Source organism: Micromonospora sp. WMMA1998 (assembly GCF_027497375.1).
Taxonomy (GTDB): Bacteria; Actinomycetota; Actinomycetes; order Mycobacteriales; family Micromonosporaceae; genus Micromonospora; species Micromonospora sediminicola.
Window position 1 is genome coordinate 4023446 of sequence record NZ_CP114911.1, and the last position, 24018, is coordinate 4047463.

The 24018-nt window shown below is 74.1% G+C and carries 19 protein-coding genes; 10 read left to right on the plus strand and 9 right to left on the minus strand.

Annotation, left to right across the window (positions count from 1 at the left end):
• Positions 1 to 1137 (minus strand): DUF4192 domain-containing protein, encoded by a 1137-nt coding sequence (locus tag O7600_RS18245; protein WP_281588946.1) that lies wholly within the window; start codon positions 1135 to 1137, stop codon positions 1 to 3.
• Positions 1138 to 1299: 162 nt separating this feature from the next.
• On the opposite strand from O7600_RS18245, the gene O7600_RS18250 reads away from it, so the two are divergent.
• From O7600_RS18250 to O7600_RS18270, 5 genes are all read left to right on the plus strand, one after another.
• Complete coding sequence (locus O7600_RS18250; RefSeq protein ID WP_281588948.1) at positions 1300 to 2214, plus strand: fructosamine kinase family protein; 915 nt, start codon at positions 1300 to 1302, stop codon at positions 2212 to 2214.
• Positions 2211 to 3227: a GTP 3',8-cyclase MoaA gene (gene moaA, locus O7600_RS18255; RefSeq protein WP_099163228.1), complete on the plus strand. Its 1017-nt coding sequence runs from the start codon at positions 2211 to 2213 to the stop codon at positions 3225 to 3227. The genes O7600_RS18250 and moaA overlap by 4 nt, the downstream gene beginning before the upstream one ends.
• Before the next feature lie 2 nt (positions 3228 to 3229).
• On the plus strand, positions 3230 to 3475 hold the full coding sequence (locus O7600_RS18260; RefSeq protein ID WP_091567854.1) for a MoaD/ThiS family protein: 246 nt from the start codon (positions 3230 to 3232) through the stop codon (positions 3473 to 3475).
• A gap of 10 nt (positions 3476 to 3485) precedes the next feature.
• Complete coding sequence (locus tag O7600_RS18265; RefSeq protein ID WP_281588951.1) at positions 3486 to 4787, plus strand: metallophosphoesterase; 1302 nt, start codon at positions 3486 to 3488, stop codon at positions 4785 to 4787.
• 94 nt (positions 4788 to 4881) lie between these two features.
• The gene (locus tag O7600_RS18270; protein WP_281588953.1) at positions 4882 to 8067 is read left to right on the plus strand and encodes a UvrD-helicase domain-containing protein; all 3186 of its coding nucleotides are present in this window, start codon (positions 4882 to 4884) and stop codon (positions 8065 to 8067) included.
• Between the two features lie 39 nt (positions 8068 to 8106).
• Here O7600_RS18270 and O7600_RS18275 read toward each other — a convergent pair whose 3' ends face one another.
• Positions 8107 to 8730 (minus strand): A24 family peptidase, encoded by a 624-nt coding sequence (locus O7600_RS18275; protein ID WP_281588955.1) that lies wholly within the window; start codon positions 8728 to 8730, stop codon positions 8107 to 8109.
• 11 nt (positions 8731 to 8741) lie between these two features.
• Positions 8742 to 9749: an EamA family transporter gene (locus O7600_RS18280; protein ID WP_281588957.1), complete on the minus strand. Its 1008-nt coding sequence runs from the start codon at positions 9747 to 9749 to the stop codon at positions 8742 to 8744.
• A gap of 85 nt (positions 9750 to 9834) precedes the next feature.
• Between O7600_RS18280 and O7600_RS18285 the strand changes: the two genes are divergently transcribed.
• Both O7600_RS18285 and O7600_RS18290 read left to right on the plus strand, forming a co-directional pair.
• Positions 9835 to 10686 carry a flagellar basal body protein FliL gene (locus O7600_RS18285; RefSeq protein ID WP_281588959.1) on the plus strand — a complete coding sequence of 284 codons (852 nt, stop codon included), beginning with the start codon at positions 9835 to 9837 and terminating at the stop codon, positions 10684 to 10686.
• Positions 10687 to 10823: 137 nt separating this feature from the next.
• On the plus strand, positions 10824 to 12062 hold the full coding sequence (locus O7600_RS18290; RefSeq protein ID WP_281588961.1) for an ATP-binding protein: 1239 nt from the start codon (positions 10824 to 10826) through the stop codon (positions 12060 to 12062).
• 7 nt (positions 12063 to 12069) lie between these two features.
• Here O7600_RS18290 and O7600_RS18295 read toward each other — a convergent pair whose 3' ends face one another.
• On the minus strand, positions 12070 to 12615 hold the full coding sequence (locus O7600_RS18295) for an N-acetyltransferase (RefSeq protein ID WP_281588963.1): 546 nt from the start codon (positions 12613 to 12615) through the stop codon (positions 12070 to 12072).
• Positions 12616 to 12749: 134 nt separating this feature from the next.
• Between O7600_RS18295 and O7600_RS18300 the strand changes: the two genes are divergently transcribed.
• Entirely contained in the window at positions 12750 to 13295 is a 546-nt protein-coding gene (locus O7600_RS18300; protein WP_281588965.1) for a DoxX family protein, read from the plus strand.
• A gap of 204 nt (positions 13296 to 13499) precedes the next feature.
• On the plus strand, positions 13500 to 14936 hold the full coding sequence (locus O7600_RS18305; RefSeq protein WP_281588967.1) for a glycosyltransferase 87 family protein: 1437 nt from the start codon (positions 13500 to 13502) through the stop codon (positions 14934 to 14936).
• 10 nt (positions 14937 to 14946) lie between these two features.
• Here the strand turns inward: O7600_RS18305 and O7600_RS18310 are convergent, their stop codons facing one another.
• The 5 genes from O7600_RS18310 to O7600_RS18330 all read right to left on the minus strand — a co-directional run bounded on the left by O7600_RS18310 (position 14947) and on the right by O7600_RS18330 (position 20799).
• Entirely contained in the window at positions 14947 to 15360 is a 414-nt protein-coding gene (locus O7600_RS18310) for a molybdenum cofactor biosynthesis protein MoaE (RefSeq protein WP_098747581.1), read from the minus strand.
• A 14-nt stretch (positions 15361 to 15374) separates the two neighbouring features.
• Complete coding sequence (locus O7600_RS18315) at positions 15375 to 16631, minus strand: molybdopterin molybdotransferase MoeA (RefSeq protein WP_281588969.1); 1257 nt, start codon at positions 16629 to 16631, stop codon at positions 15375 to 15377.
• 37 nt (positions 16632 to 16668) lie between these two features.
• On the minus strand, positions 16669 to 17139 hold the full coding sequence (locus O7600_RS18320) for a MogA/MoaB family molybdenum cofactor biosynthesis protein (RefSeq protein WP_099164861.1): 471 nt from the start codon (positions 17137 to 17139) through the stop codon (positions 16669 to 16671).
• Positions 17136 to 17627 carry a cyclic pyranopterin monophosphate synthase MoaC gene (gene moaC / locus O7600_RS18325; RefSeq protein WP_281588973.1) on the minus strand — a complete coding sequence of 164 codons (492 nt, stop codon included), beginning with the start codon at positions 17625 to 17627 and terminating at the stop codon, positions 17136 to 17138. Before moaC ends, O7600_RS18320 begins: the two co-directional genes overlap by 4 nt.
• Positions 17628 to 17874: 247 nt before the next feature.
• Positions 17875 to 20799, minus strand: coding sequence for a tetratricopeptide repeat protein (locus O7600_RS18330; RefSeq protein WP_348651346.1), 2925 nt, complete (start codon positions 20797 to 20799; stop codon positions 17875 to 17877).
• A gap of 673 nt (positions 20800 to 21472) precedes the next feature.
• On the opposite strand from O7600_RS18330, the gene O7600_RS18335 reads away from it, so the two are divergent.
• A complete protein-coding gene (locus tag O7600_RS18335) occupies positions 21473 to 24004 on the plus strand; it encodes a bifunctional diguanylate cyclase/phosphodiesterase (RefSeq protein WP_281588977.1) in 2532 nt (843 codons plus the stop codon).
• The last annotated feature ends 14 nt before the right edge of the window (positions 24005 to 24018 follow it).

Genomic DNA, 24018 nt, shown 5'->3' on the forward strand with positions numbered 1-24018 from the left:
TCACCGGCGCGGACGGCGCCGGCGGCGGCGCAGCACCGACGAACCGGTGACGACGGGCCAGCCGTCCAGCTCGGACGGGGCCAACCCACGGCGGAGCGCGTCGTCGAGGATCACCGCTAGCGAGTGGTCGGGGTGGGCCGTGAGCACCCGTTCCAGGGCGACCGCCGCCAGCGCGCCGTGCCCCGCCCGCCAGGCGGCGAACGCGAGCAGGCTGCCCGGCGCCCCGATCAGGTCCGGCTCGGCCCGGCGCAGGACGTCGGTCCAGAGGCTGATGTCGGTGTCCCGGCCGTCGGTGCGGGACCAGGCGTGGTCGCGGACCGGGATGTGGGTGAGCAGCACGGTCAGCCAGGCCACCTCGTCGTCGTCCAGCCGCTCGCCGCGCCGTTGCCGCCGGAACGCCGCCCGCACCGCCGCCACGCCGGCCGCGCGCACGGCCCGCGTCGCGCCGCCGGAGCCGACGACCACCACGGGGCCGCCCTCGGCCGGTGGATCCTCCGCCGGGGTTTCCCCGGTGGGCGGGACACCGACCGCGACGTCCTCGGGCGGGGCGCCGTCGACGGGTGCGCCGGCGAGCACGGCCAGCCGACGGCGGGCCCGTGCGGTGGCCCGGCGCATGGCGAGCCGGACCGGGCCGTCGAGCGCGGACACCTGTGCGGCCAGCGCGGCCCGGTCGGGCAGGGCGACCTGACCGGCGAACACCGCCGCCGCGCCGACCTGGCTGGCGACCGGGTCGTACGGGGTGCCGTCGGCCGGGCAGCAGGCCGGCTCCACGCAGAGGTACGACCACCACCGGCCGTCGGTAACCCGCAGGGCGTCCAGGACGGTCAGCCCCGCCGCGTCCAGCGCGTCGCCGACCGCGTCCACGGTGCCGGTCACCCGGGCGGCCGGCCCGTAACCGACGACCGTGGCGGCGTCGACCTCCTGTCGGGCCACCACCTCGGCCAGGTGTCGGGCCGCCGGGGCGGGGTCGACGCCGGCCCCGGGCAGGTCGCCCCGCGCGGCGAAGACCACCCGCCGGCCGCGTACCGCGACCACCACGATGCTGTCGGCCGGGTGGAAGCCGAGCAGGTAGGGCACGGCCGCGACGAGATCGCCGGGCGAGCGGACGGACAGGCGTGGGCGCTCGGTGGAGTTCATGCCGGGAGCTTCGGTGGTCGCCGGGGCCCGCGTCCGACCCTGTGGACGACACGCGGTCCGTCCCCAGATACGGAGCGTATCGGCGCAGGTGGCCGGCGATCGACGGCCGCCGCGGTTCCGCCACGGTCCCCGGCTGTCCCAGGTACCGGCTACCTTGCGCTCATGGACCTGGCATACCTGCGGGCACACCCGGAGCACCTGCCGACCTTCCTGACCCACCAGCGGATCCGGGAGACGCCGGTCTCCGGTGGCGACATCTGCACCGCGTCCCGGCTCACCCTGGACGACGGGCACTCCGTCTTCACCAAGACCTGGCCGGAGCGGTCGGCGCGGCCGATTCCGGAGGGGTTCTTCGCCACCGAGGCGGCCGGCCTGCGGTGGCTGCGCGAGGCCGACGCCGTGCCGGTGCCGGAGGTGCTGGTCGCGCTGCCCGACCTGCTCGCGCTCGACTGGGTGGAGCCGGGCGAGCCGACGCCGGAGGCCGCGGAGGCGTTCGGGCGCGACCTGGCCCGGCTGCACGGGTCCGGCGCGACCGCGTTCGGCGCTCAGTGGACCGGGTTCATCGGCGCGCTGCCGCAGGACAACACGCCCGATCCCGGCCCGTGGCCGGACTGGTTCGCCCGCCGCCGACTGCTGCCCTACCTGCGGATGTCGGTCGACCGAGGGGCGCTCGACGGCGCCGGGGCCGCCCTGGTCGAGCAGGTCGTCGACCGGATCGACGAGTTCGGCGGCGACGAGCCGCCGGCCCGGGTGCACGGTGACCTCTGGCCCGGCAACCTGCTCTGGGGCGCCGACGGCCGGGTCTGGCTGGTCGACCCGGCCGCGCACGGCGGCCACCGCGAGACCGACCTGGCCCAGTTGGCCCTCTTCGGTGGCCCGCCGCACCTGGAGCGGATCCTGGCCGCCTACCGGGAGGCCCGGCCGCCGGCCGACGGGTGGCGGGAGCGGGTGCCGCTGCACCAACTGCACCTGTTGCTGGTGCACACCGCGCTTTTCGGCACGGCGTACGCGGACGCGGTGGTCTCCGCCGCCCGTGGCGCGCTGCGGGGCGTCCGACGCGCTACGGTCGACGGATGACCGCCCCCCGGACGCCGGCCGACGGGGTCCTCGCCGACCGGTACGGTCGCGTCGCCCGGGACCTGCGGGTCTCGCTGACCGACAAGTGCAACCTGCGGTGCACCTACTGCATGCCGGCAGAGGGCCTGCCCTGGCTGGCCGGCCCGCAGCTGCTGACCGACGACGAGATCGTCCGGCTGGTCGGCGTCGCGGTGGGCCGCCTCGGCGTCACCGAGGTGCGCTTCACCGGCGGTGAGCCACTCATCCGACCCGGCCTGCCCGGCATCGTGTCCGCGGTCGCCGCGCTGACGCCCCGGCCGCGCATCTCGGTGACCACCAACGGGATCGGGCTGGCCCGTCTCGCGCCGGCGCTGCGCGCCGCCGGTCTCGACCGGGTCAACGTCTCGTTGGACACGCTCGACCCGGCCCGGTTCGCCACGTTGACCCGGCGGGACCGGCACGCCGACGTGCTCGCCGGGTTGGCCGGCGCGGCGGAGGCCGGGCTGACCCCGGTGAAGATCAACGCGGTGCTGATGCGCGGTGTCAACGACGACGAGGCGCCGGCTCTCCTCCGGTTCGCCCTGGCGCACGGCTACGAGCTGCGCTTCATCGAGCAGATGCCGCTGGACGCCCAGCACGGCTGGGACCGCTCGACCATGGTCACCGCCGACGAGATCCTCGCCGCCCTGCGGAGCGAGTTCGCGTTGCGCCCCGATCCCGCCGAGCGGGGCGCCGCACCGGCCGAGACCTGGCTGGTGGACGACGGGCCGGCCCGGGTCGGGGTGATCGCCAGCGTGACCCGGCCGTTCTGCGGCGACTGCGACCGCACCCGGCTCACCGCCGACGGCCAGGTGCGCAACTGCCTCTTCGCCACCGAGGAGTCCGACCTGCGGGCGGCGCTGCGCGGCGGTGCCGACGACGACGAGTTGGCCCGGCGCTGGCGCGCCGCGATGTGGGGCAAGCGGGCGGGCCACGGCATCGACGATCCGACCTTCCTCCAGCCCGCGCGGCCGATGTCCGCGATCGGAGGGTGAGCGTGGAACTGACCGTCCGCTACTTTGCCGGGGCGCGGGCCGCGGCCGGCCGCGCCGAGGAGACCGCATCCGCCGGCCGGTCGCTGGACGAACTCCTCGACGACCTGGCCGCCCGGCACGGCGAGCGACTGTCCGTGGTGCTGAAGGCGGCGAGTTTCCTGGTCGACGGCGTGGCCTGTCATGATCGTCAGGCACTGTTGCCGGCCGGGGTGACGGTGGACGTGCTGCCGCCCTTCGCGGGCGGCTGAGGAGGCCGACGTGCTGGCGATGGCGACATTCCTGATCTTCGTCGTGCTCGTCATCGGCCTGATCCACTTCTACCTGTGGAAGCGGCTGGTCCGGGACACCACCCGGCCGGGTCGGTGGCGCCGGCTCGGCGCGGCCGTGGTGGCGTTGCTCGCCCTGCTCGTTCCGGCGACCATGGCCGGCACGAGGGACGGCTGGTTCTGGCTGGCCTGGCCGGGCTACCTCTGGCTGGCGCTGATGTTCTACCTGCTGGTGCTGCTGCTGGTGCTGGAGGTGCCGACCGCGGTGGTCCGGCTCGTCCTGCGCCGCCGCGCCCGCGCGGCCGCCACGGGCCCCGAGCCCGAGCCGGCGCTGATCGGCGCCGGGGCCGGGGCCGTCCCGCCCGGGCCGACCGGCGACGCCGTCGGCACCCCGTCCGGCGGGACCGCCGACGGTGGCGACGCTCCGCCGGCGGGCACCGTGCCCGCCGACCACGACCCGTCCCGCCGGTTGCTGCTCGCGCGCGGCGCGGCGATCTTCGCCGGGCTCACCGCCGCCGGCGTCACCGGGTACGGCGTCCGCACCGCGATGGGCCCGCCCAGACTGGACCGGGTCCGGATCCCGCTGGCCAAGCTGCCCCGGAGCATGGACGGCCTGCGGATCGCCACCGTCTCCGACATCCACCTCGGGCCGCTGCGCGGACGGGCGCACACCGAGCGGATCGTCGCCATGATCAACCGGCTGGACGCCGATCTGGTGGCGGTGGTCGGCGACCTGGTCGACGGGACGGTGGCCGAGCTGGGCTCGGCCGCGGAGCCGCTGCGCGACCTGCGCTCCCGCTACGGCAGCTTCTTCGTCACCGGCAACCACGAGTACTACTCGGGCGTGGAGGAGTGGGTCCGCGAGGTGGACCGGCTCGGCCTGCGGGTGCTGCAGAACGAGCGGCAGGAGATCCAGGCCCGCGGCGGGGTGCTGGACCTGGCCGGGGTCAACGACGTGACCGCCGCCGGCACCGGTCTGGCCGCGCCGCCCGACTACGCCGCCGCCCTCGGCGACCGTGACCCGAGCCGCCCGGTGGTGCTGCTGGCCCACCAGCCGGTGGCCGCGCAGGAGGCGGCGAAGTTCGGCGTCGACCTGCAACTCTCCGGGCACACCCACGGCGGCCAGATGGTGCCGTTCAACCTGGCGGTGAAGCTCCAGCAGCCGGTGGTCTCCGGTCTGGGCGAGGTGGACGGCACCAAGGTGTACGTGACCAACGGCGCCGGTTTCTGGGGTCCGCCGGTGCGTGTCGGCGCCCCGCCGCAAGTGACGCTGGTCGAGTTGCGCGCCCCATAGCGTGCCGGGGGCGCCGCGTCCAGCACCGCATTGCTCAGGTCACGCGTACGCGTGGCGGCGGGCGGGCGGGCAACCGGACGTGACAGGATGCGGCGTGCCTCCGTTCAGCGCCGCACCCCCCGGTGGCCTCCCGCCCTACGTCGCGGATCTGCACATCCACTCGAAATACTCCCGCGCGTGCAGCCGCGACCTGACCCTGCCGAACCTCGGCTGGTGGGCCCGACGCAAGGGCATCGGGGTGCTCGGCACCGGAGACTTCACCCACCCCGCCTGGTACGACCACCTGCGGGAGACGCTGCATCCGGCCGAGCCCGGCCTCTACCGGCTGTCGCCGGAGGCGGAGCGGGACATCGCCCGGCGGCTGCCGCCCCGGCTGGCGAGCGCGGCGGAGGCGGACCCGGTCCGGTTCATGCTGAGCGTGGAGATCTCCACCATCTACAAGCGGGACGACCGGACCCGGAAGGTGCACCACCTGATCTACCTGCCGGACCTGGACGCGGTGGGCCGGTTCAACGCCGCGCTGGGCCGGATCGGCAACCTCGGGTCCGATGGCCGACCGATCCTCGGGCTGGACTCCCGCGACCTGCTGGAGATCACGCTGGAGGCCAGCGGAGACGGCTATCTGGTGCCGGCGCACATCTGGACGCCCTGGTTCTCCGCGCTCGGCTCGAAGTCCGGCTTCGACGCGATCGCCGACTGCTACGCCGACCTGGCCGAGCACATCTTCGCGGTGGAGACCGGCCTCTCCTCCGACCCGGAGATGAACTGGCGGGTCGGCAGCCTGGACCGCTACCAGCTGGTGTCGAACTCCGACGCCCACTCGCCGCCGGCGCTGGCCCGGGAGGCCACGGTCCTCACCGCGGCCCGCGACTACTTCGCCATCCGGGAGGCGCTGCGCACCGGGGACGGGCTCGCCGGCACTGTCGAGTTCTTCCCGGAGGAGGGCAAGTACCACGCCGACGGGCACCGGCTCTGCGGGGTGAACTGGTCGCCCGAGCGCACCCGCGAGGCGGGTGGGCGCTGCCCGGAGTGCGGCAAGCCGCTCACCGTCGGCGTACTGAGCCGGGTCGAGGAGCTGGCCGACCGTCCGGTGGGGCACCGCCCGGCGCACGCCCGCGCGGTGGCGCACCTGGTGCCGCTGGCCGAGATCCTCGGCGAGATCAACCGGGTGGGCGCGCGGTCGAAGAAGGTGGAGGGCAAGCTCCACGAGCTGGTCGCCGCGCTCGGCCCGGAGTTGGAGATCCTGACCCGCACCCCGGTGGAGGAGATCGGCCGGGTCGGTGGCGAGCTGCTCGCCGAGGGCATCGGCCGGCTGCGCCGCGGTGAGGTGCGCCGGGTGGCGGGCTACGACGGCGAGTACGGGGTGATCACACTGTTCGATCCGGCGGAACTGGGCGCCACGGCCGGCGGGTCGGGGCAGGACGCGCTCTTCGACGTACCGGTGCCCGCGCAGCGACGGCCCGCGGAGCCGGCGTCGAAGCCGAGGGCCAAGCGCCCGGCGGCGGCCCGGTCCGAGCCGAAGCGCACGCCGCCGCCGGCTCGCCCGATCGCGCCGCCGCCCTCCCCGCACGAGCCGTTCGAGCCGATGCTCGCCGGCATGGAGGAGGTCGGCACCGGCCTGCTGGACCGCCTGGACGCGATGCAGCGGGTGGCCGCGTCCGCGCCGGGCGGTCCGCTGCTCATCGTGGCCGGGCCGGGCACCGGCAAGACCCGGACGTTGACCCACCGGATCGCCTACCTCTGCGCGGAGCTGAACGTCTTTCCCGACCAGTGCCTGGCGATCACGTTCACCCGCCGGGCGGCCGAGGAGCTGCGGCACCGGCTGGACGGGCTGCTCGGCCCGGTCGCCGAGGACGTCACCGTGGGCACGTTCCACTCGCTCGGCCTGACCGTGCTGCGGGAGAACGCGGCGGCCGCCGGGCTGCCGGCGGACTTCCGGATCGCCGACGAGACGGACCGGGCGGCGGCCCGCGCCGAGGCCGGCGAGGACGACGAGCGGTACGTCGCGCTGCTGCGCAAGAAGGACCTGGTCGACCTGGACGAGCTGCTCACCCTGCCGGTGGCGCTGCTCAAGGGGGACCGGAAGCTGGTCCGGGAGTACCGCGAACGGTGGAAGTGGATCTTCGTTGACGAGTACCAGGACGTCGACGCGGTGCAGTACGACCTGCTGCGGCTGCTCAGCCCCGCCGACGGCAACCTGTGCGCGATCGGCGACCCGGACCAGGCGATCTACTCGTTCCGGGGCGCCGACGTCGGCTACTTCCTGCGCTTCTCGCAGGACTTCACCGACGCCCGGCTGGTGCGGCTGAACCGCAACTACCGCTCGTCGGCACCGATTCTGGCCGCCGCGGTGCAGGCCATCGCGCCGTCGTCGCTTGTGCGCGGTCGCCGCCTCGACCCGGCCCGGCTCGACCCGGAGGCGCCGCTGGTCGGCCGCTACGCCGCGACCTCGGTGGCCGACGAGGCCGACTTCGTGGTCCGCACCGTCGACGAGCTGGTCGGCGGCCTGTCCCACCGCTCGCTGGACTCGGGCCGCATCGACGGGCGGGCGACATCGCTCTCCTTCTCCGACATCGCGGTGCTCTACCGCACCGACTCGCAGGCCGCGCCGGTCGTGGACGCGCTGGCCCGGGCGAACATCCCCGTGCAGAAGCGCTCGCACGACCGGCTGCGCGACCGGCCCGGCGTCACCGCCATCGCCCGCGAGCTGCGTCAGGCCGGTCTCGACGGATCCCTGGCCGCCCGGGTACGTCAGGCCGGTCAGCTCCTGGCGGAGCGCTTCGCCGTGCCCACGCTCGACGGCACCGGCGCGGTACGCCCCGAGGACGTCCGCACCGCCGTGGACCTGCTCACGCCGCTGGCCCGGCGCTGCGGTGACGACCTCGGGCTGTTCCTCAACCAGCTCGCGACCGGCGCGGAGGTGGACGCCCTGGACCCGCGCGCCGAGGCGGTCACGCTGCTCACGCTGCACGCGGCGAAGGGACTGGAGTTCCCGGTGGTGTTCCTGGTCGGCGCCGAGGACGGCCTGCTGCCGCTGCGCTGGCCCGGCAGCGAGCCGGACGAGGACGCGGTGGCCGAGGAGCGCCGGCTCTTCTTCGTCGGTCTGACCCGGGCGCAGGACCGGCTCTACGTCAGCCACGCCGCGCGGCGCAACCGGCACGGCACCGAGCGGGAGACCCGGCCGTCGCCGTTCCTCGACGTGATCGACCCGGCGTTGTTCGACCGGCTCGGCACGGCGGAGCCGCGCCGTCCCCGGGACCACCAGCTCCGGTTGATCTGAGAAGGGCGGGACCCCCGCCTGACACACGAGCGGGGGGCCTCAGGTGAGCAGGACGGCGAGCCAGGCGCCGGCGAGGATCGCCGGGCCGAACGGCAGCGGCGTGTCCCGGCGTACCCGGCCGGCGGCGAGCAGGACCAGCACCGTCACCCCGGCGAGCACGTGCGGGAGGAGCAGCCCGAGCCGGAGCGTCGGCCAGCCGAGCCAGCCCAGCGGGAGCCCGAGCGCGGCGGCGAGCTTCACGTCGCCGAAGCCGAGCCGGGCGCCGGGCAGCAGCGCGAGCAGCAAATAGCCGGTGAGGGAGAGCGCGGCGCCGGCGCCGGCGGCGGTCAGTCGACCCGGCTCGCCGGTGGCCAGCGTGGCGCCGGCGAGGCCGAGCCCGCCGCCGAGCGCCAGCGCGCCGACCAGCGGGTCGGGCAGCCGCAGGGCGGTCAGGTCGGTGACCACGAGCAGCAGCCCGACGCCGGCGACCAGCAGCAGGGCCGGCAGCGCGGGCCCGGCCCCGTGGGCGGCGGCCAGCCCGCCGAACACCACCGCACCGGTCGCGGTCAGGACCGTCCGGCGCGGAGCGGGGCCGCCGCCCACCAGGGACCGACCCACCGGTACGGCCGCCAGCCCGGCGAGCGCGCCGAGCAGCGCCACCCCGGTCACCAGCGCCGCCGACACGGGCCGGGACGCTACCGCTCCGCCGCCTCCCGGGCCGTCCCGTCCACGGCAGCCGGCGCGGTCCGGCGCGGACGCTCGGTGCTCACCACCACCGCCACGCCGGCCACGATGACCGCGCCACCGAGCAGCACCTGCGCGGTGACCGGCTCGGCGACGAGCAGCGCGCCGAGCGCCACCGCGACCGCCGGGTTCACGTAGGCGTACGTGGACACCAGGGAGAGCGGCGCGTGCGCGAGCAGCCAGACGTACGCGGTGAAGGCGACCAGCGAGCCGGCCACCATCAGGTAGACCAGTGCCACCCAGGACCGTGTGGTCACCTCGGTGGGGGAGAAGTCGGACAGCTCCCCGCGTGCGGCCGCGACCACCGCGAGCGCCACCGCGCCGGCCACCATCTCGTAGACGGTGGCCACGAACGGGTCGGCGGGCATCCGGATGCGTCCGGACAGGAACGAGCCGACGGACCAGCTGACCGCGCCGGCCACCACGATCAGCGCGCCGACCAGCGGCACCCCGTCCACGCCGTCGCGGGGCAGGACCAGCAGGACCAGCCCGACGAAGCCGAGCGCCACGCCGGCGAACGTCCAGGCCCGGGGCCGGTCTCCGCCGGCCGTCCGCAGCACCACCACCAGGAGCGGGACGGTGGCCACCAGCAGCGCGGCCACGCCGGAGGGCACGGCGCTGCCCGGCGGACCGGACTCGGCGAGCACCACCAGCCCGTTGCCCCCGGCGAGCAGCAGCACGCCGACCAGCGCGGCCGAGCCGAGGCGGCGGGCCGGCACGCGGAGCGCCCCGGGCCCGCGGCGCAGCCGCAGCACCAGCGCGAGCACCACGGCGGCCGCGGCGAACCGCATCGCCGCCGAGGTGAGCGGCGGCAGGGACTCGACCGCGACCCGGATGCCCAGGTAGGTCGAGCCCCAGAGCAGGTAGACCAGGGCGAGGGCGGTCCAGATCAGGGCGGGACGGGCCGACCGCGCGGAGCCGTCGGCGGCGGTCGTCGCACTCTCGGGGCGTGAGCTCATCGGTGGACCACGCTACGGTGACCACGGCGTCGGCGTCCCGTGTTGGTGGCCGGCCTCTCAGCACTGGCGTACGCAGGAGGCGTTCATGTCGAACTTCGGACCACCGGGCGGCGGCTCACCCGAGCCGTGGGGGGGACGGCGGCCCGACGACGGGTACGCCCCGCAGCCGGCCGACCCGCACTACGGCCCGGCGCCCGGCGGTCCGCAGTACGGGCCGCCGCAGCAGTACGGCGCTCCCACCGAGCAGTACGGCGTCCCGCCCCAGCAGTACGGGCCCCGCACCCAGCAGTACGAGCCGGCCGCGCCGGGATGGGCGCCCGGTCCGCCGCAGTACCAGGGATACCCCGCCGACCCCGGCTACGGCGGGCAGCCGCCCTACGCCGGCGGGCAGCCGCCGTACGCCGGCGGGGAACCGCCCTACGCCGGCGGGGAACCGCCCTACGCCGGCGGGGAACCGCCCTACGCCGAGCCGACGCCGCCGAAGCGGGGCAAGGGTCCGCTGCTGGTGGTGATGGTCGTGCTGGCGGTGCTGCTGCTGGGCGGCGCCGGGGCCTACTGGTTGCTCGGCCGGGACGAGAAGAGCCCGACGGCCGGGACGACGGCGGCCACCGCGCCGGCCGCGGATCCGACGGCGGCGGCGCCGAGCGACCCGACGGAGGCGACGCCCACCGAGCCGGCCCCGGCCTCCTCGACCGACCCGCGCTTCGTCAAGGCGGGCCAGTGCGTGGCCAACGAGGGCGGGGGCGGCCAACCCAAGCTGGTGATCGCCGACTGCGCGCCGAAGACCTACGAGGTGCTGCGCCGGATCGACGGCGCGACCAGCGGCAAGAAGGACGCCGAGGCGAAGTGCGGCAAGGTGACCGGCTACACCGACTGGTACTTCTTCGACAGCGAGCTGGACACACTCGACTTCGTGCTCTGCCTGAAGCGGCGGTGAACGGGCGCCGGTAGGCAAAACTAGGGCTGTCTAGCGTGGATGCTAGACAGCCCTAGTTTTATGTCGAGGCCGACACACGGTAGCCACCTCTACGCACGTCTAGCCTGGCCGCTAGACGACCCGATACTGTGCGATTCGTGGATCCGGTCCGCAACCCGTACGCGCCGGGCGCCGGCCAGCGCCCGCCCGAACTCGCCGGGCGGGGGCGGGAGCTGGACGTCTTCGACGTGGTCCTGGAACGGATCGCCCGCGGCCGGCCCGAACGCAGCCTGATGCTCACCGGGCTGCGCGGAGTCGGCAAGACGGTCCTGCTTAACACGCTGCGCTCGGAGGCGATCAGCCACCTCTGGGGCACCGGCAAGATCGAGGCCCGACCGGACCAGTCGCTGCGCCGGCCGATCGCCGCCGCACTGCACATGGCGGTCCGCGAGCTGGCCCCCCGGCACCGGGCGCCCGACCGGATCGACGCCTTCCTGGGCGTGCTCAAGGCGTTCGCGCAGCGGTCCACGCCGCCGAGCGGCCGGGGTGGCGCGGCGCCCAAGCTGCGCGACCGCTGGCAGCCGGGCATCGACGTGCCGGCCAGCAGCGGCCGGGCCGACTCCGGTGACATCGAGATCGACCTGGTCGAGCTGCTCAGCGACGCGGCGGCGGTCGCCACCGACGTGGGCACCGGCATCGCCGTGTTCATCGACGAGATGCAGGACGTCGGCGCCGAGGACGTCTCGGCGCTCTGCGCCGCCTGCCACGAGCTGTCCCAGCTCGGCGCGCCACTGATCGTGGTGGGCGCCGGGCTGCCCCACCTCCCGGCCGTGCTCAGCGCCGCCAAGTCCTACTCCGAACGGCTCTACCGCTACCAGCGCATCGACCGGCTCGACCGGATCGCCGCCGACCAGGCGCTCTGCGCGCCGGCCGAGCGGGAGGAGGTCGAGTACGAGCAGAAGGCGCTCGACCTGCTCTACGAGAAGTCCGGCGGCTATCCCTACTTCGTCCAGGCGTACGGCAAGGCCACCTGGGACCACGCGCCGCGCTCACCGATCACCGCGGCGGACGTGCGGGTCGCCGCACCGGAGGCGGAGGCGGAGCTGGCCGTGGGGTTCTTCGGCTCCCGCTTCGAGCGGGCCACGCCGGCCGAGCGCGAGTACATGCGGGCGATGGCCACGCTGGCGCTGGTGGACGGCGAGGAGGGCGGCCGGGACGACATGGACGCCGCGGTGCCCACCGCGGAGATCGCCCGGGCGCTCGGCCGCAAACCGGCCAGCCTCTCCCCGGCCCGGGACGCGCTGATCAAGAAGGGCCTGATCTATTCCGGCGAGCGGGGCACCGTCGCGTTCACCGTCCCGCACTTCGGTCGTTACCTGCGCACCCAGCCCACCTGAGCGACGCTCACACGCGTGACCAGGGCGGCGGGAAGACCACCTCGCCCGCCGGGGGCGGCGGCTCCTCGCCGGTGGACGGCGGCAGCACCAGCGCCTGCCACGGCTCCCCCAGCCCGGACCACGGGCTGGTCAACCCCAACCGCTCCGCCGGGCCGAACCCGAACCGCCGGTAGTACGCCGGGTCGCCCAGCACCACCACGAGCCGCTCGCCCAGCTCGGTGGCGGCGTCGAGCGCCGCCTGCACCACCGCGGTGCCGTGCCCGACGCGTTGCCGGTGCGGGGCCACCGCCACCGGTCCGAGCGTCAATGCCGGCCAGGTGCCGCCGTCGGTGCGTACGCCGACGCGGGTGAGCAGCGCGAAGCCCACCACCTCGCCGCCGTACTCGGCGACCATGGCCAGCTCCGGAATCCACGCCGGGCCGTGTCGCAGCTCCTCGACCAGGCCGACCTCGGGCGGGGTGGCCACCTCCGGCCGGGCGAAGGCGGCGGCGAGCACCCGGGCCACCGGCGCCTCGTCCGCCGGGTCCTCCGGGCGCAGTCGCAGCGTCGTCACCCGCGCGACCTTACCGAACGCGGCCGGTCCATCCGCGACGGTCGCTGAAATCGGCGTGGCCGGACGTCCACGTCGGCCGATACCTTTCGTGTGTTGCGGGGGTGACGACGCCCGCGACGGGGTATGACTGAGCCATGAAGCCCGTGCGCTCCCTCGCCCGAGTCATGTTGAGCGGCATCTTCGTGGTCAGCGGCGCCCGCAACCTGCGCAACCCGGAACGGTTGGTCCCCGCCTCCGAACCGGTCACCGACAAGATCGCCCCGCTGATCCAGAACCTGCACCCGCGCATCCCGACCGACACCGCGACGCTCATCCGGGCCAACGCCGCCACCCAGCTGGTCGGCGGCCTGATGCTGGCCACCGGCCGGTTCGGTCGCCCGGCCGCGCTGGTCCTCGCCGCCACGCTGGTGCCGACCACCGCCGCCGGCCATCCCTTCTGGAACAACGACGACCCCGCCGCGCGCAACAACAACCAGATCCACTTCCTGAAGAACCTCGGCCTGCTCGGTGGGCTCCTCCTCGCCGCCGCGGACACCGAGGGCAGGCCGGGGCTGCGCTGGCGCGCCGGCCACCGGATCGACCACTCGCGCCGGTCGGTCAAGCGCGCGGTCCGCACCGCCCGGCGGGAAGCGAAGATCGCCGTACGCTCCGCGGCGACCGCCCGCCGAATGCCCGGCTGACCCGCACCCGTACCGCCACCACCCCCCGCAAGGCCACCAATCACCTGAACCGTCCGACACCCGTTAACGCGGCGGAAATGTCGCAAAGACGTGTGGGATCGGACACGGTCGTGTAACGCGGGAGGCAGCGACGTGAGGCACCGTTCTAGGCTCCGTTCTGGACCTGGACGGGCACGACGATCTTGGTACGGGGGTGGCCACGCCATGCCGACGACAGTCGGTAGACGGACGGACCGCCTCGCCCCGGCCTCCCGTGTCCCGCGCGGTGTCGACCGTCGAATCGTCGTCCGGGTCGGCGTCGTGGCCGCCGTGTCGTACGCCGCCTGGCTCGCCGTCGGCGCGTTCGGCCGCCCCTACAACTTCTTCGACATGAAGATCTACCACGGTGCCGTGCTGTGGTGGGCGGGCGGCAACGAGCTGTACGACTTCGTCGCTCCCTCGACCACCCTCGGCTTCACCTACCCGCCCTTCGCCGCCCTGGTCATGTTGCCGATGTCCTGGCTGCCGGTCGACGGGGCCGGGTTCGTCAACGCGCTGGCCAGCACCGCCGCGCTCGCCGTGGTGCTGGCCGCGTTGCTGCGCCCCATCGTGGACCGGCTCGGCTGGCCGCTGTGGTTCACCGTCGCCGTCGCCACCCCGGTCGCGCTGGCCATCGAGCCGTCCCGGGAGACGCTCGGCTACGGTCAGGTCAACCTGCTGCTCTTCGCGCTGATCATGGCAGACCTGGTCGGGCTGCGGTGGCGGGCCAAGCGGGGCACCCACCACGAGACCGCCGACTCGCCGCTGGCCCGGTTCGTCTACAGCGGCGCCTGGGCCGGGGTCGGCATCGGGCTCGCCACCGCCGTGAAGCTCACCCCGGCGCTGTTCGTGTTCTACCTGATGCTCACCCGACAGTGGCGGGCCGCGATGATCGCGACCGGCACCGCCGTCGGGGTAACGCTCGGGACGTTCGGCGTGCTCGGCGCGGAGTCCCGCGCCTACTTCACCAGCGTGCTGTGGCAGACCGAGCGGGTCGGCGCGGCGGACATGACCGCCAACCAGTCCCTCGCCGGCCTGCTGGCGCGCCTCTACGACTCGATCGAGACGCCTGGGCTGCTCTGGCTCGCCTTCTCGGTGCTGGTGCTGGCGCTGGGCCTGTCCCGGGCGCTCAGCGCGCGCGCCGACGGCGACGAACTGACCGCGTTCACGCTGGTCGGGCTCACCGCCAACGTGATCAGCCCGATCTCGTGGTCGCACCACCTGGTCTGGGTCATCCCGGCGATCATCGTGCTGGCCGACGCCGCGGTACGCCGCCGTGACGCCAGCCGCCGCCTGCCGCCGCGCGGCAACGGCATGCTCTCGGCCAACGGCGTGCCCACGCTGCGCCCGCCGATCTGGTACCCGACGTTGACCGGGCTCCGGCACGGCGTCGGCGCGCTCGGGCTCTATCTGCTCTTCCTGATCTCGCCGATCTGGCCGTACGAGCACCAGCTCCCCGAGGTGTCCCACTACCAGGACGGCCTGTTCGGCGCGCTGATGGAGAACTCCCTGGCCATCGCGCTGATCGTGCTGGTCGCGGCGCTGCCGTGGCGCCCCGGCGCGGAGCCGGCGTTCTATCCCGACCGGCTGGCCCGCACCGCCCCGCTCGCCGCCCGGCGCTGAGCCGCCCCGCTCAGGGGCAGTTCACCCACTCCTCGGTGCCGTCGTCGAAGACCTGCCGCTTCCAGATGGGCAGCCGTGCCTTGACCTCGTCGACCAGGCGGGCGCAGGCATCGAACGCCGCCGCCCGGTGCGCCGTGCTGACCGCCGCCACCAGGGCGACGTCACCGATCTCCAGGGGTCCGATCCGGTGCGAGACAGCCACCGCGTAGACCGCCGGGTCGGCGGCGATCTCCGCCGCGACCTCGCGCAGCACCGCCTCGGCGCTGGGGTGACCCTCGTATTCCAGCCGGGTGACCGCACGCCCGTGGTCGTGGTCGCGGACCACGCCCTGGAAGGAGACCACCGCACCGGCCCGACGGTCGCCGACCGCCGCCTCGTGCGCGGCCAGGTCGAGCGGCCGGTCGGTGACCGCCCCGAGCACCATCCCCACCGGATCGATCACGACCGCTCCCCGGGCATCAGCGGCAGCGGAACGAGCGGCACCCGGTCGCCGGCCGCGCCGCTCGTGCCGGGCCGGATCACCGCGAAGCCGTCCGCGCCGGCCAGACCCCGCAGCATCGCCGAGCCGACGTGCCGCACCGGGTGCGCGGTGCCGGCGACCCGGTCCCAGCGAGCCAGCGCCAGGTGGGTGTGGTCGCCCCGGCCGGACACCGGCTCGGCCAGGGTGACCTGCGGAAGCACCGGCATCGGCCGGCCGGTGAGGCCGGCGAGCAGGGGCGCGACGAGTGAGACGAGAGCCACCACCGCGGACTGCGGGTTGCCGGGCAGGCCGGCCACGAAACGCACCCGGCCGTCGCCGTCCACCAACCGGGCGAGCAGCATCGGGAAGCCGGGACGCACCGCCACGGTGTTGACGACGTAGTCGGCGCCGAGCGCCTCCAGCGTCGGGTGCAGGTGGTCGACCGGGCCGTGCATGGTGCCGCCGGTGGTGCAGACCAGGTCGGCGTTGGCCAGCGCGCCGCGCAGCGCCGCCACGTGCGCGGGCAGCGTGTCGGCGACCGGGCCGACCACGTCGCCGCCGCGCACCTGGCAGCCGTAGCGGCGCAGCCAGCCCGGCACCGAGGGGCCGAGCGCGTCGCGGACCCGGCCGGCGCCCGGCGGGCCCGAGGTGAGCAGCTCGTCGCCGAAGACCAGCAGCGCCGCCCGAGGTGGGCGGCGAACCCGCAGCGTGTCGTGCCCGCAGGAGGCGGCCAGGCCGATCACCGCCGGGTCCACGGGCGTGCCGGCCGGCACCAGCTCCTCCCCGAGGTGTGCCTCCTCGCCCGGCTCCCGCCACTCCGGCTGGGAGCGGGGCGTGCCGGCGACCAGACCGTCCGCGGTGCGGGTCGACTCCTCGATGCGCAGGATCGCGGTGGTGCCCGCCGGGACCATCGCGCCGGTGGCGATCTCCACGGTGCTGCCGTCCTCGCCCAGCGGGGACGCGGTCTGCCCGGCGAGCACCCGTCCGGCCACCCGCCATGGCCCCGCCCCGCGCACCGCCCACCCGTCCACGCTGGAGGTGGGAAACGCCGGCAGGTCGGTACGCGTGGTCAGCGGCTCGGCCAGGGTGTGCCCGTCGGTGTCGGCCAGCGGCCGGACGACCGCGGGGAGCGCGGCGGAGAGACCGACCGCGTACACCCGGGAGCGGGCCTCCTCCCACCCGGCCGGTGGCGGCGTGCCCACCTCGGCCCCGGTGGTCTCGGTTTCGGTGCTCATCCGGCGAGCCTAGCGCCGGGGCACGCGCGCCGCGGGCTCAGTGGTCGCCCCCGCGGAGCTGGTCGACCGCGTGCCGCAGGATCGGCCCGAGCACGGCCAGCCCGTCGCGGGCCCCGCCGCGCGAGCCGGGCAGGTTGACCACCAGCATCCGGCCGGCCACCCCGGCCAGGCCCCGGGACAGCGCGGCGGTCGGCACCGTGTCGCGGCTGTGCGCCCGGATCGCCTCGGCGATGCCCGGGATCTCGTAGTCGAGCAGCGAACGGGTCACGTCGGGGGTGCGGTCGGTCGGGGTGATGCCGGTGCCGCCGCTGGTCACCACCACGTCGACGCCCTCGTCGCGGGCCGCCCGCAGCGCGGCGCCGACCGGCTCCCCGTCCGGCACCACCACGGGCGCGTCGACGGTGCAGCCCAGCTCGCGCAGGCCGGCGACGAGCAGCGGACCGCTGGTGTCCTCGTAGACCCCGGCGGCGGCCCGGTTCGAGGCCACCACCACCCGGGCCCGGATCACGGCCGGTCCTCCGGGCGCAGCCACTCGCCGGTCTTGCCGCCGGACTTGCGGAGCACCCGGACGGCGTCCACCGAGGCGGCCGGGTCGACGGCCTTGACCATGTCGACCAGGGCCAGCCCGGCCACGGCCACCGCGGTGAGCGCCTCCATCTCCACCCCGGTGCGGTCGGCCGTCCGCGCGGTGGCGGTGATCTCGACGGTGTCGGCGGTGAGGCGCAGGTCGACGGTGACGCCGTGCAGCGCGATCGGATGGCAGAGCGGGATCAGGTCGGGCGTGCGCTTGGCCCCCATGATTCCGGCGAGCCGGCCGACCGCGAGCGCGTCGCCCTTGGGCAGGCCGTCGCGGCGCAGCAGCTCCACCACCTCGGCGGTGGTGCGGAGCCGGCCGGCGGCGACCGCGAGCCGGCCGGAGACCGGCTTGGCGGAGACGTCGACCATCCGGGCCGCGCCGGCCGGATCGACGTGGGTGAGCTGCGCGGGTTCGGTCACCGCTCGACCCTATCCGCCGGGTACGACGACGGGGGCCGTCGGCGCCGCTCGGGCCGTCGGCGGGGAGGGACGTCGCGGCGGGTGCCGATGTACCGGGCGACGCCCCTCCCTCACCTGCCCACCGTCGATCCGCTGGGGTGGATCGACGGTGGGGGCCTGGTCGGCCGGGTCCCGCTCGGGCGGGCACCCCCCGTTGGCCGATGACGGGACGCTAGACGGTGCCGCGATAAGAAATCGATAAACCGGTTCAGGCGACTGTCGGCGGCGGTTCGGCGAGACGACGGCGGACTTCGTGGCGCTCGGGCACGCCCATCCGTTCGAAGATCGCCAACGCCCGCTGCCGGTACCGGCGCGCCTCGGCCGGCTGGTCGTGCTCCAGGTGCTCGGCCAGGCCGCACAACGCCCGACCCTGCTCGTACGGGTGCGCGATCCGGGTGGAGATGGTCAGCGCCTCCTGGAACATGGCCGCCGATTCCTTCCACCGCCCCGTCGCCCGGAGGGTGAGGGCCAACTCGTTGCGTGCCTCTGCCTGGACGTGACGCTCCCCCGACACGGTGGCGGCGTCGATCGCCGCCTCGTGGTGGCGCAGGGCGTCCTGGTAGCGACCGAGCTGCCGACACGTGCCGGCGAGGTCACTCAGGGTCTCGGCGCGGGCGAACCCGCTTCCGGTTCGGTCGCGGAGCGTCAACGAGGCACGAAGCAGGCGCTCCGCCTGGAGATGCTGACCCAGGCGGTACCGAACGCCGCCGAGGTGCCCCAGGGCGTTGGACATGTGGAAATGGTCGCGTCTGATCCGGGCGACATAGAGATGGAGCCGGTGCACGGCCATCGACTCGTCGTAGCGGCCCAGGTATCGAAGCGTGAGGCCGAGGTTGGGCAGAACGGGGATCGTGTCCGACACATTGCGCAACGCGCTGAGGTTGGCGTCGAGGGACTGCTGGAGCCGCCCGGTGAGCCAGTGCACAACTCCGAGGTTGACCCGGGCGCGCTGCGCGCCGTCGGCGTCCCCGAGTGCGGTACGGATGGACACGACCGCGTGCAGGTGGGCGGAGGCCTCGCGGTAGGAGCCGGTGCGGACGCAGGCGGAGGCCAGGTAGTTGTGCATCAACGCGATGGCGTGCTCGTCCCCCGATCGGCGCGCCGCCGTCAGCCCGATCTCGTGCGTGGCGGTGATGTCGTCGTAGTAACTGCGCGTATAGGAGAAGCGCCAGCTCGCCCGGGCCAACCGCCACGCCATCGACTCGTGACCCTCCTGAGCGGCCTGCCGGACCAAGCCGTCCAGGTTCAGGCGCTGATCCTCCAGCCAGTTCAGATCACCGATGGCGCGCCCGTCGAGCAGATCGGGCCGAAGCGGGGCTTCAAGTCGTAGGTGCGCAGCGATCAGCTGTGGGTCCTCGATGAGCGCGGAGGCCCGGACCACCGAGTGCAGGACGTGGTCGAGCAGGCCCCATACGGCCTGCCTGCCCAATGTCGCCTGGTCCTCCCGGCGGGCGAGCTCGGTGGCATAGCGCCTCATCAGGTCGTGCAGGCGATAGCGCCCGGGGGTGGCTTCCTCCACCAGGTGGCGGTCGACAAGTTCGTCCAGCAGGTCGGCCGCCTGCGGCAGGCGCAGATCCGTCAGAGCCGCCACCATGGCGCTGTCGAGGTGGTTCCCGGCGACCAGGCCGAACGACCGGAAGACGCGCCTCGCAGCCTCGCCGAGCGGCTCGTAGGACTCGGCGAAGGCTTCGGCCACGCTCCGCGCCTCGGCGCGCAGGCCGGGAAGGAACAACGGTCGCCGGCTCAACCTGTCCACCAGCTCCGACACCCGCCAGTCAGGCCGATGGGCCAACCGGGTCCCGGCCAGCCTGACGGCGAGCGGGAGGCAACCGCAGATGCTGACCAGTCGCCTCGCACCCTCCGGATCCGCTGCCAACCGTCGCCTACCGATCAGCGTGCCGAGCAGTTCGAGCGCCTCGGACTCGGTGAGCACCGCGAGAGACACCGGTGGTCGCTCGGTGAGGGCCAGCAGACGTCGCCGACTGGTGACGAGCACCGCCACGGAACCGTGGCTGGGCAGCAACGGCTCGACCTGTGCGCTGTCCGCTGCGTTGTCGAGCACCATCACGACGCGCCGCCCGGTCAGCTCCTGCCGCCAGGTCTCCAGCCGATCGGAGAACCGGGCCGGGATCCGACCGGCCGGTACACCCAGCTGGCGGAGCAGGATATCCAACGCCGCAGCGGGTCGGATCCGGGTCTGCCGCGCGTGACCCCGCAGGTCGATGAAGAGCTGTCCGTCGGGAAAGGCGTCGGCCAGGTGAGCCGCCACGTGCAGGGCGAGGGTCGTCTTGCCGCACCCCGCCATTCCGTCGATCATCCGCACCGTCGGGCCGGAGTCGTGGGCCTCGGCGAACTCACGCAGCAGCGCCTCGACAAGTGCCTCACGGCCGACGAGGTCCGAGACCGCCCGCGGTAGCCAGTTGGTCTGCGCCTGGCTCCTCTCCGCCGCGCGGGCGGCCTCCGGCGGACCACGTCGGGCGTCGGTCGCCGCAACCCGGAGGTGCTCCAACTCTTCGCCGGGTGGCAGTCCGAGCTGCTCGGTCAGGGCGTCCCGCGCCGCGTGGTACACGGTGAGAGCACCACTCGCGTCGCCGGTCTCGATGAGCGCCCGCATCAGAAGGACCTGCGCCCGCTCTCGCAGGCGTTGGCGTACGGCGTGCTCGCGCAGCAGCGGGACCGCAAGCTCCGCGCGGCCCAGGGCGAGGTATGCCTCCGCCAACAGTTCCAGCGCGGACTGGCGTTCCTGTTCCGAGGCCTCACGATGGGCGGTCAGCGCCGGACCCACGGCGAGTCCGGCCAACAGCGGAGCCGGACCGGGGTCGACCACGTCGCTCAACCCGGCGATCACCTGCGAGGGCTTTCCGGCGCGCATGAGTTCACGGGCGCGACGCCACCGGGCGCCGAACCGGTGAATGTCGATCAGCTCCTCGTCGGCCACGAGGCGGTAGCCGCCCGGTTCACGGACGATCCTCAGTCGGCCGCCCCCAGCGGAGTCGAGACCTCGACGAAGATTGGCGGCGTACGTCCGGACATTGGGAACTGCGGACCGGGGCGGATCGTCGGGCCACAACTCGTCCACCAAGTCGTGCAGAGTGACCAGTTGGTTGACCCGAACGGCGAGTAGCGCCAACACCAGCTGCTGCTTGGGTGTCCCGAGGGCGAGGTCGGCTCCGTCGAGCCGTACCGACAGGCCACCTAGCACTCGTATTTCCACGCCGCGTTTCCAGCCTTGTTCGGCACTCGTCCCAAACCGAACGCCAGGGTAATCCACTCGTCACTCGACCGTTGTCCCACGGCCCGTGGACGCACTCGGCACGACTCGTCGAACCGACAAGGGATCCGGCCAGAAGCACGGTTGTAATGTCTCCCCGCCCAGACGACGCTACAGACGGCATGCGGTACCGCGCGATTTCGGATGGCACTGAGCGACAACGCGGGTACGCAAGGGAGACGGTCCGTTCCGCTCCGCATACAACTTGTGGACAGAACGTCATTTAAGCCGTGATAGTTCCTTATATTGCGCATAAGGACATTAATTCTTCCTTACCACTCACTCCTCCGCCTAGCCTGCTCTTCAACCGGCTGGGCACAGATACGCGCAGAAGCGATATCCGAGGAGGGTCGCGACAATGCGGCGCACCGATTGAGAGCGACGAACTCGGTCCGTGGCGATTCCGACCCGAAGCGATATCCGAGGAGGGGTGAACAATGCGCAGCACCGAATGGGGATGAGAGTTTCCCGGCCAGGAGCGACGCGGTAGGCTGCCGCTCATCGCGTACCGACGGTGAGCGGCGGGTGACTCCGGTTGAGCCGAACGACGGAAGGCCGAACGGCTGTCGACCCGGCCCTGCGCGGACTCGTCTACACCCTCGTCCTCGGGGCGGCGACCATCGCGCTCGTCGCGATCCTCGCCGCCCGCAAGCAGCCTCCCGACTCCGTGCGGGATCTCGTCACGGTAGCGACGCTCGTGGTGACGGTCGCACTGGCCACCGTCATCAAGACCCGGCTACGGATCCGGTCGACGACCTTCTACTTCGCCTGGGTCGAGACGGCGATCGTCATCGGCCTCGCCGTCGCCCCGCCCTCCTGGGTCGTCCTGGCCACCGGCATCGGGGTGGCCTGCGGGTCGATCACCCGGCTGGCGCCGATCAAGGTGGCGTTCGCCATCGCGAAGCACACCCTGGTGGCCGGTGGCACCGCGGCCACCACACTGCTGCTCGGAGCCGCCTGGCCACCACGCGAACCGGTCGGCATCATCGTGCTGCTGGGATTCGTCTACCTGGTGGCCGCGGTCCTCGACGACGTGCTCGCGATCCCGGTCATCGCGCTCGCCTCCCGTACGCCGATCCTCCGCCAGTTCCGCAACGATCTCGACCTGCGGATCGCCGGCTTCGGCGTGCGCTTCCTGGTGGCCGTCGCCACCGTGCTCATCTTGCGGATCGATCCTCGACTGCTGCCCGCCGTGCCGCCACTCGTGCTCAGCCTGCACCTGGCCTACTCGTCCAGGATCCGTACCCGCACCGAACAGCAGGCGTGGCAACGCCTCGCCCGCGCCACCGACGCCCTCAACGTGGTCGACCTCGACCAGGTGCTGACCACCGCCGTCACCGAAGCCGCCGAACTTTTCTCCGCCGACGAGGTCGAGGTCGAACTGCGCGAGGGTGGACGCACCGTGCGGGGCAGCGCCCCCGCGGTCGCGTACGACGGCACCGCGCCACCGCCCAGCGAGGTGGACGGCCGGATCATGCCGGTCACGCTGGAAGGTCACGACCGGACCGACAACCTGGGCATGCTGCGGCTCAGGTTCGCCGGGCCGGTGGAACTCTCCGAACGCGAGCAGTACACGCTGCGCACCTTCGCCTCCGCCCTCTGCACCGCGGTGCGCAACGCCCAGGCGTACACCGAGCTCGCCCGCATCGCCGACGCCCACGCCTACGCCGCCACCCACGACGCCCTCACCGGCCTGTCCAACCGCCGCCACCTGCTGGACGAGGGCACCACCCACCTCACCACCCGGCACGCCGACGGCGTCACCGCCCTGGTGCTGATCGACCTCAACCACTTCAAGGAGGTCAACGACACCCTCGGGCACGGCGCCGGCGACCGGGTGCTGATCCAGGTCGCCGAACGGCTGCGCGGCGCGGCCCGACCCGACGACCTGGTCGCCCGGCTCGGCGGCGACGAGTTCGCGGTGCTGCTGCGCGCCCTGCCCGCCCCGGCCGTCGCCGGCCACCGGGCCGAGGCCCTGCTCGCCGCCCTGCACGACCCGCTCGACCTGGACGGCATGCGGATCAGCGTGGAGGCCAGCGGCGGCATCGCCGTCGCCCCCGCCACCGGCGGGATGGCCGAGCTGCTGCGCCGCGCCGACGTGGCCATGTACCAGGCCAAACGGGCCGGCCAGCGGATCGCCACCTACGCACCCGCCCGCGACACCGCCGACCTGGGCCGGCTCACCCTCGGCGGGGAACTGCCCCGGGCCGTCGCCGACCACGAGTTCACCGTCAACTTCCAGCCCATCGTCGACCTGGCCAGCGGCGAGGTCACCGGCGCGGAGGCGCTGGCCCGCTGGCACCACCCCACCCACGGGCTGATCGACCCGCTGCGCTTCCTCGAAGCGGTGGAACGCTCCGGGCTGCTGCCCGCCTTCGCCGAGGCGATCCTCGACCAGGCGCTGATCGCGGCCGGCACCTGGCGCGACGCCGGCTTCGACCTGCCCGTCTCGGTGAACGTCTCGCCCCGCAGCCTGCTCGACGCCCGCTTCCCCGGCGCCGTCCTGGCCCGGCTGCGCGCCCACGACCTGCCACCGGACCGACTCGTGCTGGAACTCACCGAGACCCTCACCCTCAGCCAGCTCGACGTGGTCGACCGGGTGCTCAGCCGGCTCCGCGACTCCGGCGTCCGGCTCGCCCTCGACGACTTCGGCACCGGCTACTCGTCCCTCTCCCTGCTCTCCCGCATCCCGGTCCACGAACTCAAGATCGACCGCAGCTTCGTCACCGCCATGGAGACCGCGCCCGAGGCCGCCGCCGTGATCCGCTCCACCCTCGACCTCGGACGCAGCCTCGACCTCACCGTGGTCGCCGAAGGCGTGGAGAGCGAACCGCAACGCCGCGCGCTCTGGGAGTTGGGCTGCGCCGCCGGGCAGGGCCACCTGTTCGCCCGCCCGCTACCCGCCGGCGCGCTCCTCGCCGCCCTCCAGCGCGGCGCCGGCGGCCGACCCGGCGCGCTCGCGCCGCCCCTGCACGACACCGGCGCCGTCATCCGCCTGCCCGGCCGCCGCACCGGCGGCCCGCGCACCCGCCCCGCCGCGCCCGCCGCCGACTCCCGGCAGCCCTGACCCGGCCGGGCCGC